14 protein-coding genes and 1 tRNA gene are annotated in these 15155 nt (G+C 35.0%); 9 read left to right on the plus strand and 6 right to left on the minus strand.

Annotated features, from left to right (window positions below; genetic code table 11):
- The first annotated feature begins 6 nt into the window (after window positions 1–6).
- The 5 genes from PQO00_RS08070 (at window position 7) to PQO00_RS08090 (ending at window position 5671) form a co-directional block, all read left to right on the plus strand.
- The gene (locus tag PQO00_RS08070) at window positions 7–1269 is read left to right on the plus strand and encodes a glycosyl hydrolase family 17 protein (protein WP_274184332.1); all 1263 of its coding nucleotides are present in this window, start codon (window positions 7–9) and stop codon (window positions 1267–1269) included.
- 12 nt (window positions 1270–1281) lie between these two features.
- On the plus strand, window positions 1282–2292 hold the full coding sequence (locus PQO00_RS08075) for a glycoside hydrolase family 2 TIM barrel-domain containing protein (RefSeq protein ID WP_274184333.1): 1011 nt from the start codon (window positions 1282–1284) through the stop codon (window positions 2290–2292).
- Between the two features lie 19 nt (window positions 2293–2311).
- Window positions 2312–3742 carry an MFS transporter gene (locus tag PQO00_RS08080; protein WP_274184334.1) on the plus strand — a complete coding sequence of 477 codons (1431 nt, stop codon included), beginning with the start codon at window positions 2312–2314 and terminating at the stop codon, window positions 3740–3742.
- Window positions 3743–3831: 89 nt separating this feature from the next.
- A complete protein-coding gene (locus tag PQO00_RS08085) occupies window positions 3832–4764 on the plus strand; it encodes a glycosyl hydrolase family 17 protein (protein WP_274184335.1) in 933 nt (310 codons plus the stop codon).
- Between the two features lie 211 nt (window positions 4765–4975).
- Window positions 4976–5671, plus strand: a complete 696-nt coding sequence (locus PQO00_RS08090) for a LysE family translocator (protein ID WP_274184336.1) — start codon at window positions 4976–4978, stop codon at window positions 5669–5671.
- A gap of 133 nt (window positions 5672–5804) precedes the next feature.
- Here the strand turns inward: PQO00_RS08090 and PQO00_RS08095 are convergent.
- The 3 genes from PQO00_RS08095 to PQO00_RS08105 form a co-directional block, all read right to left on the minus strand.
- Window positions 5805–5878, minus strand: a tRNA-Cys gene (locus PQO00_RS08095).
- A 118-nt stretch (window positions 5879–5996) separates the two neighbouring features.
- Window positions 5997–6359 carry a dihydroneopterin aldolase gene (folB, locus tag PQO00_RS08100; RefSeq protein WP_274184337.1) on the minus strand — a complete coding sequence of 121 codons (363 nt, stop codon included), beginning with the start codon at window positions 6357–6359 and terminating at the stop codon, window positions 5997–5999.
- On the minus strand, window positions 6359–6568 hold the full coding sequence (locus PQO00_RS08105; protein WP_274184338.1) for a zinc ribbon domain-containing protein: 210 nt from the start codon (window positions 6566–6568) through the stop codon (window positions 6359–6361). The genes folB and PQO00_RS08105 overlap by 1 nt, the downstream gene beginning before the upstream one ends.
- A gap of 336 nt (window positions 6569–6904) precedes the next feature.
- Between PQO00_RS08105 and PQO00_RS08110 the strand changes: the two genes are divergently transcribed.
- The 3 genes from PQO00_RS08110 (at window position 6905) to PQO00_RS08120 (ending at window position 10956) form a co-directional block, all read left to right on the plus strand.
- Window positions 6905–8917: a glutamine--tRNA ligase/YqeY domain fusion protein gene (locus tag PQO00_RS08110; RefSeq protein ID WP_274184339.1), complete on the plus strand. Its 2013-nt coding sequence runs from the start codon at window positions 6905–6907 to the stop codon at window positions 8915–8917.
- 322 nt (window positions 8918–9239) lie between these two features.
- Window positions 9240–9725: a DUF1761 domain-containing protein gene (locus tag PQO00_RS08115; protein WP_274184340.1), complete on the plus strand. Its 486-nt coding sequence runs from the start codon at window positions 9240–9242 to the stop codon at window positions 9723–9725.
- 70 nt (window positions 9726–9795) lie between these two features.
- On the plus strand, window positions 9796–10956 hold the full coding sequence (locus tag PQO00_RS08120) for a GNAT family N-acetyltransferase (RefSeq protein WP_274184341.1): 1161 nt from the start codon (window positions 9796–9798) through the stop codon (window positions 10954–10956).
- A 135-nt stretch (window positions 10957–11091) separates the two neighbouring features.
- On the opposite strand, the gene PQO00_RS08125 is transcribed toward PQO00_RS08120, so the two are convergent.
- On the minus strand, window positions 11092–11619 hold the full coding sequence (locus tag PQO00_RS08125) for a hypothetical protein (protein ID WP_274184342.1): 528 nt from the start codon (window positions 11617–11619) through the stop codon (window positions 11092–11094).
- Window positions 11612–12541, minus strand: a complete 930-nt coding sequence (locus PQO00_RS08130; protein WP_274184343.1) for an SPFH domain-containing protein — start codon at window positions 12539–12541, stop codon at window positions 11612–11614. The genes PQO00_RS08125 and PQO00_RS08130 overlap by 8 nt, the downstream gene beginning before the upstream one ends.
- A 77-nt stretch (window positions 12542–12618) precedes the next feature.
- On the opposite strand from PQO00_RS08130, the gene PQO00_RS08135 reads away from it, so the two are divergent.
- Window positions 12619–13299 carry a hypothetical protein gene (locus PQO00_RS08135; protein ID WP_274184344.1) on the plus strand — a complete coding sequence of 227 codons (681 nt, stop codon included), beginning with the start codon at window positions 12619–12621 and terminating at the stop codon, window positions 13297–13299.
- Window positions 13300–13379: 80 nt separating this feature from the next.
- Here PQO00_RS08135 and gltX read toward each other — a convergent pair whose 3' ends face one another.
- Window positions 13380–14999, minus strand: a complete 1620-nt coding sequence (gene gltX, locus PQO00_RS08140; RefSeq protein WP_274184345.1) for a glutamate--tRNA ligase — start codon at window positions 14997–14999, stop codon at window positions 13380–13382.
- Window positions 15000–15155: the final 156 nt, after the last annotated feature.

The following is a 15155-nucleotide window of genomic DNA, read 5'->3' on the forward strand; positions in this document are numbered from 1 at the left end:
ATCATAATGAAAACAAGCTTAAAAACAATATTAACACTATCTATTTTGATTGCTATGATTGGATGTAATGAAAACCCCAAAGAAAAAATGACTATAAAAGCTGCCGATATTTTAGGTAACGCCGAATATTTAGCCATTTCCTATGGTGGTTACCGCCAAGCATCTCGTGATATTCAACCTACCATCCCAGAGCTAAAAGAAGACATGAAGCTTTTGGCTGCCATGGGCATAAAAATATTGCGTACTTACAATGTACAATTACAACAGGCTCCAAATTTGTTAAAAGCGATAAGCCAACTAAAGAAAGAAGATTCAAACTTCGAAATGTATGTGATGCTGGGCGCTTGGATTGATTGTGAAAATGCCTGGACAGAAACGCCAAATCATGAAGCAGAAAGCAAAGCCAATACGGCCGAGATAGATAGAGCAGTTGCTTTGGCCAAAGCTTACCCGAATATTGTAAAAATTATTGCCGTAGGTAACGAAGCCATGGTGCGATGGGCTACCAGCTATTTTGTACGCCCTCATATTATTCTAAAATGGGTCAATCATCTACAAGCATTAAAAAAATCGGGGGAACTTTCAAAAGATTTATGGATTACGAGCTCAGACGATTTTTCATCATGGGGCGGTGGCGACCCTGGTTATCATACCCCAGATCTGGAAAATTTAATTAAGGCCGTAGATTATATTTCTATGCATACATATCCTATGCATAACTCTTATTACCATCCTTCATTTTGGGTCGTCCCGGAAAATGACATGGCACTATCGGATATCGAAAAAATTGAAGCTGCTATGCTTCGAGCCAAAACATTTGCTGTTAATCAATACCAAGAGGTATCAAAATACATGAAAAGCCTGGGGGTTAACAAACCCATTCATATAGGTGAAACAGGTTGGGCAACCGTTTCAAACGGACACTACGGCGCAAACAGTTCGAGAGCCGCAGACGAATACAAAGCAGGACGTTATTATCAACTTATGCGGGAATGGACAAACGAAGCAAAAATTTCGTGTTTTTACTTTGAAGCTTTCAATGAACAATGGAAAGATCACAGAAACAAGAAAGGCTCTGAAAACCATTTTGGTCTTATAAACTTACAGGGGCAAGCTAAATATGCCTTATGGGATTTGGTAGACAAAGGCATTTTTAATGGCTTGACCAGAGACGGACAAGAAATAACAAAAACATATAACGGAGAGATAGAAGCTCTCATGAAAGAGGTATTAGTACCACCAATGGTGCATGAAACGATATCACATTAATCATTAATGTCTATGCAGGTATTTAATAAAAACATATTAATAATTATAACGATCATCTTTGTTTCATGTAAAAACAATGTCGATGTTAAAACGATCTCTATTTTAGAACGTCAGATTCTTATAGACCATACCCCTTACTTAATTAAGGGTATTTGTTACCATCCAGTTCCAAAAGGCAGCGATGCAAGAGATTTTAGCAATTTAACCAAAGATCTAGCGCTCATGGTAGAAGCTGGTATAAACACGATCAGGGTTTACGCTCCTATTGATGATAAAGCTATTTTAGATGAAATACACAAAGCAGGATTAAAAGTTATTATTGGTTTTGGATATAATCAAAATGGAAATTATGATATCCTTTATGGAACGTTTATCAATTATGTTAACAAATACAAAAACCATGAAGCCATATTGTTTTGGGAATTAGGAAACGAATATAATTATCATCCAGAATGGTTTAAAGGCGATATTAAAAATTGGTATGCCGCATTGAACGATGCAGCCGAACGCATTCATCGAAATGATCCTTCCCACCCAGTAACTACAGCACATGGTGAGTTACCCGACCCCTTAGCCCTTTCAATGTGCTCAAATATTGATGTATGGGGAATAAATGTCTATCGATGGGATAACCCTTCAGATATCTTTCCCGAATGGGCAGCAATAAGTTCAAAGCCTATGTACCTATCTGAAGCGGGCAGCGACAGTTATATGGCAATCCCTAAAAATGGTTACGAACAAGGCATTAATGAGAAAGCTCAGGCTCATGCCAATACCAATATTGTAAATGCTGTTTTTAATAATCGAGAGATCTGCTCCGGTCTTGCCATCTTTTCATTTACAGATGGTTGGTGGAAAGCAGGAAGCCCGAACACACAAGATGTTGGAGGATGGGCTCCAAACAGCAGTGGTGTTCCTTATGATGGGACACCAAACGAAGAATACTGGGGCATCGTCGATATAGATAGAAACAAGAAATTAACATTTGAAGCCTTAAAGAGCGAATACCGCAGAAATTATTAACCAATAAAACATAAAAAGCATGGCGCACTATAAAACCAAACCAAAAGATATAGTACCATTAGGGCAAAAAGCCGCTTTTGGTGCAGGACATTTTGTTCTTAATTTGTTGCCCGGTGCATTGGCCATTTTTATGTTCTTCTTACTAACAGCTTTCGGAATGGACCCTTTTTTGGCTGGTTTGTTAGGAGGGCTTCCAAGAATTTTCGATGCCATTACCGATCCTATTATGGGCTTCATTTCAGACAACACCAAATCAAAGTGGGGGCGGCGGAGACCTTATATTTTTACAGGAGCCATTTTAAGCGGTATTTTGTTTGCCGTATTATGGCAGCTTGATCCCGAGAATTCACAGATGTTCAATTTTTGGTATTTCCTTATTTTATCAATGGTCTTTTTAATTGGAAATACCATGTTTGCCACACCATTAGTTGGACTGGGCTACGAAATGACTTCCGATTATAATGAGCGTACCCGTTTAATGGCTTCCTCTCAAACAATCGCACAAATTGCCTGGATGGTAGTCCCTTGGTTTTGGGTGCTTATTGCGGACAAAAATATTTTCGATACACAAGCCATTGGAGTGCGTCAACTTTCTGTCATTGTTGGTGCCATTTGTGTTGTTTTAGGAATATTACCTGCTATTTTCTGTAAAGGTATCGATGCGTCCCATATGGAGAACAGAAAAGAAATTACACTTAAAACCATGTTCTCTAATTTAAAAGACCTTTTTAAAGCCATTGTACAAGTTTCTAAAAACAAGCCCTTCATGAAGCTTTGTGGTGCTACATTTTTGGTTTTCAACGGGTTTCAGTTGGTAGCCTCTTTCAGCTTCTTTATCATTGTTTATTATATGTTCGACGGGAGCTTCGAGTTGGCCGGAAACTGGCCGGCTTGGTTTTCTACGGTCACCGCAGTAATTACGGCATTTTCAGTCATTCCAATTATTACCTGGATTTCAAATAAAATGGGGAAGAGAAATGCATTTATTATTTCTACAGCCATTTCTATTATAGGGTATATTCTTAAATGGTGGGGATTCGATCCTGGCAATCCCTGGCTAATCTTTATGCCAATCCCTTTTATGGCATTTGGTTTAGGAGGGTTATTTACATTAATGATGAGTATGACTGCAGATGTATGCGACCTAGATGAATTAGAAAATGGGATGCCTAGAAAAGAAGGCACGTTTGGGGCTGTTTATTGGTGGATGGTAAAACTGGGGCAAGCATTGGCCTTGGTGTTAAGTGGACTTGTATTAAAACTAGTAGGTTTTGATGGAAAAGCAGCAGTACAAACAGCAGAAACGATGACCAGTTTGCGTATCGCAGACATAGTAATTCCAGTGGTAACGGCATCATTGGCCATTTGGGTCATGTGGAAATATAGTCTTAATGAAGACCGCGCAAGAGAAATAAAAACAACGTTGATCGAACGCCGAGGAGAACTTTAACCCATTTTATTCATTGGAAAACCTACTCCAATACATAAAGCCAGTTTAATAAAAGAAAGAATAAGTAACATATTAAAAATTAGAAAGATATGTCAGGCAGAGCAGGAAAATTAATGGCATTAGCAGGAGTCGATCTTGATAATAAAACAACCAAAGGACTACAAAATGTATTCAGTCGCATATTAAATAATGGTATGCATGGGCTGTGTTTTAGTCCCTATGAAGAAAGCCAGGAGCCAGGCTCTCAAATAACGGAAGCGCAAATTCGTAGGCGAATTAAAATTATTAGACCTTACACCAAGTGGATTCGTTCTTTTTCATGTACAGATGGTAACGAAAACATTCCTCGTATTGCAAAAGAATATGGTATTAAAACCTTGGTCGGGGCTTGGTTAGGAGATAATCAAGACATTAACAAGAAAGAAATTGATGGTCTTATTAAGTTAGCTCAAGAAGGGCTGGTAGATATAGCGGCTGTTGGTAATGAAGTCATGTATAGAGGCGATTTAACAGAAGAAGCCCTGTTAAATTTTATGTATCAGGTAAAAGAGGCGCTTCCAAATACGCCTGTAGGATATGTTGATGCTTATTATGAGTTTGCCCAACGCCCAAAAATAACCGAAGCATGCGATGTTATATTGGCAAATTGTTATCCGTATTGGGAAGGGTGCCACATAGCGTATTCTTTAATCTATATGAAAGACATGTTCCATCAGGCCATGAAAGCTGCAAATGGTAAAAAAGTAATCATTACCGAAACAGGATGGCCTAGCTTAGGAGAAGGGCTGCATGGCGCTTTACCATCCTTTGAAAATGCTATAAAGTATTTTATTAACACGCAACGATGGTCTAAAACAGACGATATAGACATCTTTTACTTTTCATCATTTGATGAGTCTTGGAAAGCAGGTGTTGAAGGTGATGTAGGAGCCTATTGGGGCTTATGGGATAAAGACGAAAATTTAAAATTTGCAGATCGTTATATTATGAAAAACAGAAACCGCCTCTTTAATTTAAAGTAATAGATTCTTTTGCCTATATTTTAGCATCTTAAATATGTTTTAATGAATAAATTTAAATCAGAACCGGTATATACCTATGCCATAAAAAAAGAGTGTGTTTAGAGATAGGCACACTCTTTTTTTATGGCATAGCATTTCAATAAATTCTATGTAATCTGTTATTAAATAGTTATAAAATATTTCTTTACTTTGTGTAAACCTTAACTTTACTATGCTTGATGATATCTTAACCGCCATTCCTTTTGGAATCATACTAGCCTTTACAATTGGTCCCGTATTTTTTGTGCTTTTGGAAACAAGTGCAACAAAAGGTTTTAGAAGCGCTTTAATATTCGATTTGGGTGTTGTATTTGCCGATATCATTTTTATCATTATTGCTTTTTATAGTACCAATAACCTCAGGGGAAAAGTTAGTAATGACCCAAGTTTTATAATTTTTGGAGGTGTTTTGTTAATTGTTTATGGCATTATTTCCTTCATAAAAACATCTAAATCCTTTAGAGCTATTGTTAAAGAATATCACAAGGTTGAAATTCAAAAAGACTACGGCAAACTTTTTATAAAAGGCTTCTTACTTAATTTTATAAATATTGGTGTATTAATCGGTTGGCTAGGTTTTATGGTATTGGGAGATACATTAACAACCTCAAAAAATGGCGCCATCATTTTTATAGTGACCATGATTATATCATATTTTGTTACAGATATCTTTAAAATTTTAGTGGCTAAAAGATTAAAAGCAAAATTAACGCCTCGACTTATTTTTAAAACCAAAAAAATAATAGCTATTGTTATTTTAGGTTTTGGCATTTTATTATTTGTTCAAGGTTTCTTTCCTGAGACTTACGAAAAAAACAAAGAGAAGTTAGAACAAATAAGCCCTATAAAAGAAAAACTCCCGGAATAAATAATCCAGAAGTTTTTTTTGAGGCGTCGAGCGGATTCGAACTGCAAACCCAGAGAGAAGGTTTTGCGCCATGCCAATTAATTTTTTCTAAAGATCTATCATAAAAAAACCTTCAAGAAAAACTTGAAGGTTCTGGAGGCGTCGAGCGGATTCGAACCGCTGTAGAAGGTTTTGCAGACCTCTGCCTAGCCACTCGGCCACGACGCCAATTTGAAAAAAATCTATCAAAAAACTTATTTTGATAAGCCTTTTAAACGGTCGTTCCCGATGTTCTGGGAACGAGGTTACAAATGTAAAAAAAAATATAACTTCTTCTCACTTTAAATTACTTTTTACGCTTATCGGTCATTTTTATCGTTACCCTTTGAACATCCCCGCCAATAGGTGGGTTTAATTTGCTTACCCAAACCGTCGCTTTTTTTACCAATTTATCTTCATTAAAGATTCTATCAAGTATACGCCTAGCTACTGTTTCAAGTAAATGAGAAGAGATTTGCATCTCTTCCTTTATAATTCTATTTAAAAATACATAATCGACCGTATTAGATAACTTATCTGTCTTTGCCGAAGTTTGTAAATCGGCTTTAACCTCCAGATCGACACGATAATCACTTCCTATTTTAGTTTCTTCTTTAAGACAACCATGATAGGCAAATACCCTAATGTTTTCAACTTTTATAACCCCCATTAATTTGTAAAGAAATCAAAAACGTTACTCAATCCGCTAGTTTTAGTTTTGTAAAATTCTGTGTAAGTACAGCGTTCGCATGTTACAGAAGTAAATTTCTGATTTTGTATATCAAAAATTTTAGAAAATGTGCCACCTGTTGCCCTCATTTGACCTAATTTATAAGTTTTATTATGACATTTTGGACACTCATAATTTAAATTTTGCATGCTTTAAATATTTAAGAAGTTAATAATACCAAATAAACTTCAAAATAACTGGTTAAATCCGTTTCTATTCCCTTTATATTTCAATAAAAAACATATCCATAACTAGGCTATGCATATGTTTTTTATCACATCTAAAGAAAATATAAATCAAATTTATTACCAATCATTTTAAAATTCATTTGGTATAATAGACAATTTATAAGTCTATCTCATTAAAAGTTTGTTACGCTTCTTAAATATATTATACTAAGAATATCCAAATGTTTTTAGTATTGGGCTAAAATAACTCGAATTTCCGTAATTTTGAGGCTTATTTAGTTGAAAAAATCAGAAAAAATGTCTGAAGAAAGAAAGTCACTCAATTTTATTGAGCAAATTATAGAAGAGGATTTATCTAATGGCATGTCTAAAGACAAATTGCGTTTTAGATTCCCTCCAGAACCAAACGGTTACCTACATATCGGTCATACAAAAGCCATCGGTATCAGCTTTGGTCTAGGCGAAAAATATAAGGCCCCTGTTAACCTTCGTTTTGATGATACAAATCCAGCAAAAGAAGAACAGGAATATGTAGATGCCATTAAAGAAGATGTTGCCTGGTTAGGTTATAAATGGGATAAAGAATTATTTTCTTCAGATTACTTTCAACAACTTTACGATTGGGCCATTGTTCTTATAAAAGAAGGAAAAGCCTATGTAGATTCACAGTCTAGTGAAGCTATGGCAGAACAAAAGGGAACCCCGACACAACCAGGAGTTGATGGCCCTTTTAGAGATAGGAGCGTCACTGAAAATTTAGATTTATTTGAACGTATGAAAAATGGCGAATTCGAAGAAGGTTCGCATATACTTCGTGCTAAAATAGATATGCAGCATCCTAACATGCTTATGCGAGACCCCATCATGTATCGTATTTTGAAAAAGCATCACCATAGAACAGCTAACGACTGGTGCCTTTATCCGATGTACGATTGGACACATGGTGAAAGCGATTATATAGAACAAATATCGCATTCGTTATGTTCTTTAGAGTTTAAGCCCCATAGAGAACTTTACGATTGGTTTTTAGATCAGATTATAGATCATACGCTCGTAAGGCCAAAACAGCGTGAATTTGCTCGTTTAAACTTAAGTTACACCATTATGAGCAAGCGTAAGCTGCTTCAATTGGTTAACGATGGTGTGGTAAGTGGCTGGGACGACCCACGCATGCCAACCATTTCAGGTTTGCGCCGTCGCGGCTATACGCCCAATGCCATTAGAAAATTTGTGGAAACGGTTGGTGTTGCAAAACGTGATAATGTGATTGATGTATCTCTTTTGGAATTCTGTATTCGCGAAGATTTGAATAAAACGGCACCAAGGGTCATGGGTGTTTTGGACCCCGTAAAACTGGTTATTACAAATTATCCTGAAGATAAAGAGGAATGGTTAGAAGCAGAGAACAATCAAGAAGATGAAAATGCCGGATTTAGAAAAGTACCTTTTTCCCGTGAATTGTATATTGAAAAAGACGATTTTAAAGAAGAAGCCGGTCATAAGTTTTTTAGGTTAAAATTAGGAGGAGAGGTGCGTCTTAAAAATGCTTATATAATTAAGGCAGAAGATGTTAAAAAAGATACGCACGGAAACATTACAGAAATTCATTGTACCTATTCAGAAGACACCTCTAAAAAAGTAAAAGGAACATTGCATTGGGTATCTATTAAGCACGCCATAAAAGTGGAAGTTAGAGAATATGATCGTTTGTTTATGGACGAAGCGCCAGATAGTCACCAAGACAAAGATTTTATGGATTTTATAAATCCTCATTCGTTAAAAGTTATTGAAGCTTTTGTTGAGCCAAGTTTAAAAAACGCTAAGATAGGAGATCGGTTTCAGTTTCAACGTTTGGGCTATTTTAATGTGGATAATGATGCTACTTCAGAAAACATCATATTTAATAAAACAGTTGGATTACGTGATTCTTGGGCCAAGGCCAAAAAGGAGCCTGTGCAAAATAATTCAAATCAACAAAATAACAAACCGCAACAATCAAAACGAAAAGCGATTGATATTATCCAGCAACTAGGAAAAAAATATACCAATTTACCAGAATTAAAGCAGCAAAAAATAAAGGCAGAGATTCAGGAACTTGCTAAAAATGTGGCTTACGAAGAGCTGCAACCGTTATTTAATACGGCAGTTAAAAAAGTGGGAACCAGAATTGCAGTAATACTTAGTTTAGGGGTCTTGTTAAAAAACGGACAAACCAAAAACGATGCTATAAACGAGTTTATTACTAAAGCTCTGGAGGACAAAAATGAGCTGTTAGTATTTGAGGCTGAGTCTATTCATAATATGTTTTGAAATATTGTTGTCCGATTAAAACTATAGACTATAATTTAAAGCCCATCTATAATAGTATTTGTAAAAGCATTACTGATTAGATTCCTTGCTTTTAATACTAGTTAAATCTATCAAGAAATATTTAGGTTTCTGGAAGTAAAACAATAATGGTGTACCTGTTTGTCTGTTAGTTACAATCATGTCTTTGTTCTTGGTTCTAATAGCGAAGCGGTCTTACGTCTTTAATCGGACACTAATGGTTTTGAAATTTATAAAACATTAAAAAACAATATTGATGTTATAATTTTATATATATTTATATTATAACTATAACTAAAATATTATGGATTTATTAAACTTTCCAGCAATCATTGTTGCTGCAGTTTCGGCATTAGTTGTCGGATTTATTTGGTACAACCCAAAAGTGTTTGGTAATGCTTGGATGCAAGCAGCAGGCATGACAGAAGAACAAGTAAAAGGCGGAAATATGGCTAAGATTTTTGGTTTAGCATTATTATTCGCTTTCTTATTGGCAATGGCACTTCCTGGTATTGTTATTCATCAAATGGGAGCTTTTAGCTTAGTTGGTGGCGACCCATCTGTTGCATTACCATCTTATGAAGCTTTCATGAACGACTATGGTGATGCTTTCAGAACCTTTAAACATGGTGCTCTTCATGGTGTTATAGCTGGTGTTTTTATTGCGCTCCCCATTATAGGCACAAATGCTTTGTTTGAACGTAAAGGCGCTAAATATATTTTTATTAATAGCGGTTATTGGATTGTAACTTTAGGCGTTATGGGAGCTATTATTTGTGGCTGGAAATAATCATTTTGTAAAGTTTTAACATATCTAGAGACTGAAAATTGTAATTTTTCAGTCTCTCTTATTATTCCTATTGAATAAAACAGCTCATATTTATCATTCTGCGAACACCCTCCCTAAAGGTTGGGATGCTTTTGTAAAACACGATATCTTTTTACAAGTTGACTATTTAAAAGCTTTAGAGGAAGCATCTCCAGACAATATACAGCTCTTTTATGTTGGCGTTTTTAAAGAAGACCTACTGGTTGGTGTAGCTATCATTCAGCGCGTGCAATTGTACCTAAAAGATATGTTTAGGAAAACACAGGTGTCCTGTTTGAAGGAATTTTTTCAAAATATCATTTCAAAGATTCTTAAAGGAAACATATTAGTTGTTGGAAACTTAACCCATACGGGGCAGCATGGTGTATTTTTTAACAAGGAGAGCATATCTCAATTTACATATTTAGAATGTGTTTTTAATGCCTTACAGATTATTAAAAAAGACATAAAGGAAAAGCAAAACAAGAAAATCCGTGCTATTATGTTTAAGGATTATTTTCTTGATGATGCTATTCACGCTGAAGCCTCTTTTTTTAGTTCACATAAATTATACAAAGTTTTAGTACAGCCAAACATGATTATGAAAATACGACCAGAGTGGAAGGTTATTGATGATTATCTGGCTAGTATGACCAAGAAATATCGAACACGATATAAGCGAGCAAAAACGAAATTAGGTGTTATTACCTGCCATGAATTAGACTTAGAAACTATTAAAAGTAATTCGAACAAACTACATGGCTTTTATTTGAACGTTTCTAAAAATGCAAAGTTTAATACCTTTTTGTTACCAGAAGATCATTTTTATAGTCTAAAGTTCTATTTAAAAGAAAATTTCAGCGTTTTTGGGTATTATCTAAAAGATGAACTCGTTGGTTTCTTTTCTCTAATATTAAACAATAAGAATTTGGAAACTTATTTTTTAGGTTATGATGCCAAACACCAATATTCAAATCAATTGTATTTAAATATGTTATATGACATGGCTAAATACGGCATTGATAATGCGTTTTCTTCTATTGTGTATGCTAGAACAGCTATGGAGATTAAAAGCTCTGTAGGGGCTAAACCTGAAGCTATGGCGGTATATATGAAACACACCAACGGCTTTATAAATGCTGTTTTAAAACAAGTGTTTGGTTTAATGAACCCTAAACAAGACTGGGAAGAGCGACATCCTTTTAAAGAATGAGGGTGTCTAAAAAGTCTTTATAATTTGATTTGTCAGGTTGAGCCTGTCGAAACCGATATTGATTATCAGTAAGTTAAAAATATTTCGACAAGCTCAATATGACATCGAACTTACTTTTTAGACACCCTCTATATATCAAAGGTCTTCGGTAGTCATTTCGTCATCCGGAATCTTCAAACTTGTTTTAAAATTTGGAAGTACTTGATTCATCATAGCTTCATTTTTTAATTGCTTAATATCAATAAAACACCATAATTTTGTTTCAGCATTATAAATTCCAAATAAGTAGCTTTTAGTTTTAATCCGCTTTCCATCCATAATCACTTGATTGAAAGCTTCAACATAACAGCGATATTCATCATCTTCTAAAACAACATCGGAAACTCCTAAAACATCAGATTTTTCAAAAATAAAACCGCTTTCTTTCATCGTATTAAACGTTGAGTTTAATAATTCAATCGCCTTTTCTTTCCCACCCATCATTTTTAAAAAACCTGGGTGACTATAATCTAAAGCCTTATCAAAATTCATTTTTAAAGTGGCTTGACATATACTTTTAGCATCTCTTAAAGCCGATGCTTTTAATACTTCTGTAGACTGGGCAAAAGAAATGCTACTACAAAACAGTAGCAGCATTAAAACAGTTGAAGTTATTTTATTCATCTTTGTTCTTATCTTTTTTAGCATTTTTCATAGCTTCTCCTATTTGATTGCTAGCGGTAAAGCTTGCGACCATATCATTTAACATTTGGCTTCCTGCCTGTGGTGAATTAGGTAATAAAATTAAGTTACTATTGGTCTCTTGCCCTATAGCTTGTAAGGTATCATAATGTTGTGTTACTACTATAAGTGCTGATGCTTCTTGCGAGTTAATACCAACTTTATTAAGAACTTCAACAGACTCTTCTAAACCACGAGCAATTTCACGACGTTGATCTGCAATACCTTGACCTTGCAAACGCTTGCTTTCTGCTTCTGCTTTTGCTTTTTCAACAATTAAAATACGAGCAGCATCGCCTTCGTATTGTGCAGCTGTTTTTTCTCTATCTGCAGCATTAATTCTATTCATGGCCGCTTTTACCTGGGCATCTGGATCGATATCCGTTACAAGTGTTTTAATAATATCATAACCGTAATCTTGCATAGCATCATTCAATTCAGATTTTACAGCGATAGCAATATCATCTTTTTTTAAGAAAACATCATCTAAAATCATTTTTGGTACTTCTGCACGTACCACATCAAACACATAACTTGTAATCTGATCATGGGGGTAATCCAATTTATAAAAAGCATCTTCAACCTTGTTTCTAATGACTTTATATTGCACAGATACTTTTAAACGTACAAATACATCATCTTTAGTTTTTGTTTCCACAATAACATCTAGTTGTTGAATTTTTAAACTTAATCTGCCTGCAATTCTATCCACCAAAGGAATTTTTAACTGTAAGCCTGATTGGCGAATAGATTGAAACCTACCGAAGCGTTCTATAATAGCCGCGGTTTGTTGTTTTACAATAAAGAATGACGAGATTAATATTATTAATCCGAATACGATAATGGGAATAAAGAAATAACTCATGGTATTTGTATAAAATGTTAGAAAATATCGAATGACTAATTTAAGTTATATTTACACACTTATCCCTATAAATAATTATGAAAAAACAACTTATCTTATTAGTAGCTATAGCTATCTGTTTTGTTACAACAAATTTTGCACAAAAAGGACATTATAGAATTTCCAATGGTTTTGGAATTAACGGTGGTATTACCAAATTTGATATGACAACCAATAACTTTGTTACCAAACAAGGGGATGGGTTTTTAGGGGGGTTATTGGCAACGGTCAACCTCCCTCATCGATGGTACCATATGAGTTTTGGTATGCAATTATCTGAAAGCAATATTGAAATTTTAGGAAGACCTGCTATAGCCAGTACCGAAGAAGCATTTGTTGAATATAAAATGTTTGCTGCTCAAATAGCACTTTTAGGTCATATAAAAATAATTCCTGATTATGTTACTATAGACTTGGGCCCCATGCTGCAATACAATAGTAGGTTGGAATTTAAAAATAAAGCGCAAGAAGGTTATTATATAAATAATTACACCAATTTATCTGCAGAAGCTATTACCAATATTTCCCCATTTAATTTAAATGGCGCCGTAGGTGCTTCGGTAGGTATAAAAAACTTAAAAATCAAGGCACAATATCTTTATGGTTTCACCAATATTTTGAAAAAACTTGAAAATCAAAATTTAGATACCAGTGGAGGCGATGCCCGTTTTAAAGGACATCAAACCATGTTGGTTTTAGGGGCGATTGTTTTGTTTTAGATTTGTCATTCCTGCGAAGGCAGGAATCTCATAAATTGAAATCATAAAAGTAGATTCCTGCCTTCGCAGAAATTAAAAACTTATAAAGAAGCTATGGCAGCTTCAATCCGTTTAACACTTTCTACTTTCCCAATCATATACATAATATCAAACACATCCGGACCTTGTAAAGCGCCAACTAATGCTAAACGCAAAGGCATCATCACTTTACCAAAGCCAATTTCTTTGTCCGTAATCCAGCCTTTAATTTTAGTTTGAAGGTTTTCTACTGAAAAATCCTCTATGGTATCAATAATTGATACCAATTCCTGCATAAGTTCTTTTGTGCCTTCCTTAAAAGCCTTTTTTGATGCTTTTTCATCATAGGCCTTTGGCGCTTGAAAAAAGAAATGACTTAAGTCCCAAAAATCTGAGATGAACGTCGCACGTTCTTTTATGAGTCCAATGACCATAGAAATATAATTCACATCTATATCATTATGAACATTGGGAGGCATCTTATTATTAGATTCTTCGCTATAGCCTGTACTGAGCGTAGTCGAAGTACTCTGAATGACATTTAACTTTTCATCAACAATGGATTTAAACCACTTAGCTAAATCATTATTGTTTTGTTCTTGCATATAATGATGGTTAAACCACTTGATCTTTTCAGGGTCAAAACGAGCTCCCGATTTATTAACACGGCTCAAATCGAAGGCTTCGATAAGTTCATCCAAGCTAAAAATTTCCTGTTCGGTTCCTGGGTTCCAACCTAAAAAAGCCAAGAAATTCACCATAGCTTCAGGAAAATACCCAGCTTCTTTATAACCTTTTGAAATCTCGTTGCTTTTAGGGTCTTTCCATTCTAAAGGAAATACAGGAAAGCCCAACTTATCCCCATCGCGCTTGCTTAATTTTCCTTTTCCTGTTGGTTTTAAAATTAACGGCAAATGTGCAAATTCTGGAACCTCCCAGCCAAAAGCCTTGTATAATTGATAGTGCAATGCTAAAGATGGTAACCATTCCTCACCGCGAATAACATGTGTTATTTCCATTAAATGGTCGTCCACAATATTCGCTAAATGGTAGGTTGGCATCCCATCGCTCTTAAACAATACCTTATCGTCTAAAATATTGGTGTCTATTTTAATATCACCACGAATAATATCTGTTAAATGAAGTGTTTCGTCCTGCGGGGATTTAAATCGGATCACATACGCATCACCGGCATCTAATCTCGATTTAACGTCTTCCGCGCCAAGCGATAAAGAATTATCCAATTTTAAACGATTATGCCAATTATAGATAAACGTTTTGCCTTTAGCTTCATGATCTTTCCTATGAAAATCTAATGTTTCGGCAGTATCAAAAGCATAATAAGCATGGCCCGATGCAATCAATTCATCAGCATATTGTTTATATAAATGCTTTCGTTCACTTTGCCTGTAAGGACCAAATGTTTCGTTTTTGGAATTGGTACCGGCCACAGTAAAAGTAGGCCCTTCATCAAAAGGGATACCGCACCAATTAAACGCATCAACAATGTACTTTTCTGCACCCTCAACATATCTGGTCTGGTCGGTATCTTCTATTCTAAGAACAAAAGTTCCTTGATGCTTTTTTGCAAATAAATAGTTGAATAAAGCGGTGCGAACACCTCCTATATGTAAGGGGCCTGTTGGGCTAGGTGCAAAACGCACGCGAACGTTTTTGGTCATATTCTATAAATTTGTTTGCAAAGATACAGATAAGCTATAATAGAAAATACCAGACATAAAGATTTTTAATAATGACCCTATTGAAATCGGTATAACTTAACAATTAACACTTAATTATAAACTCTATACTAAAAAAATCGTAGTTTAGTAAGTCGT

It is taken from the genome of Flavivirga sp. 57AJ16 (assembly GCF_028736925.1).
In the GTDB taxonomy this organism is placed as follows: domain Bacteria; phylum Bacteroidota; class Bacteroidia; order Flavobacteriales; family Flavobacteriaceae; genus Flavivirga.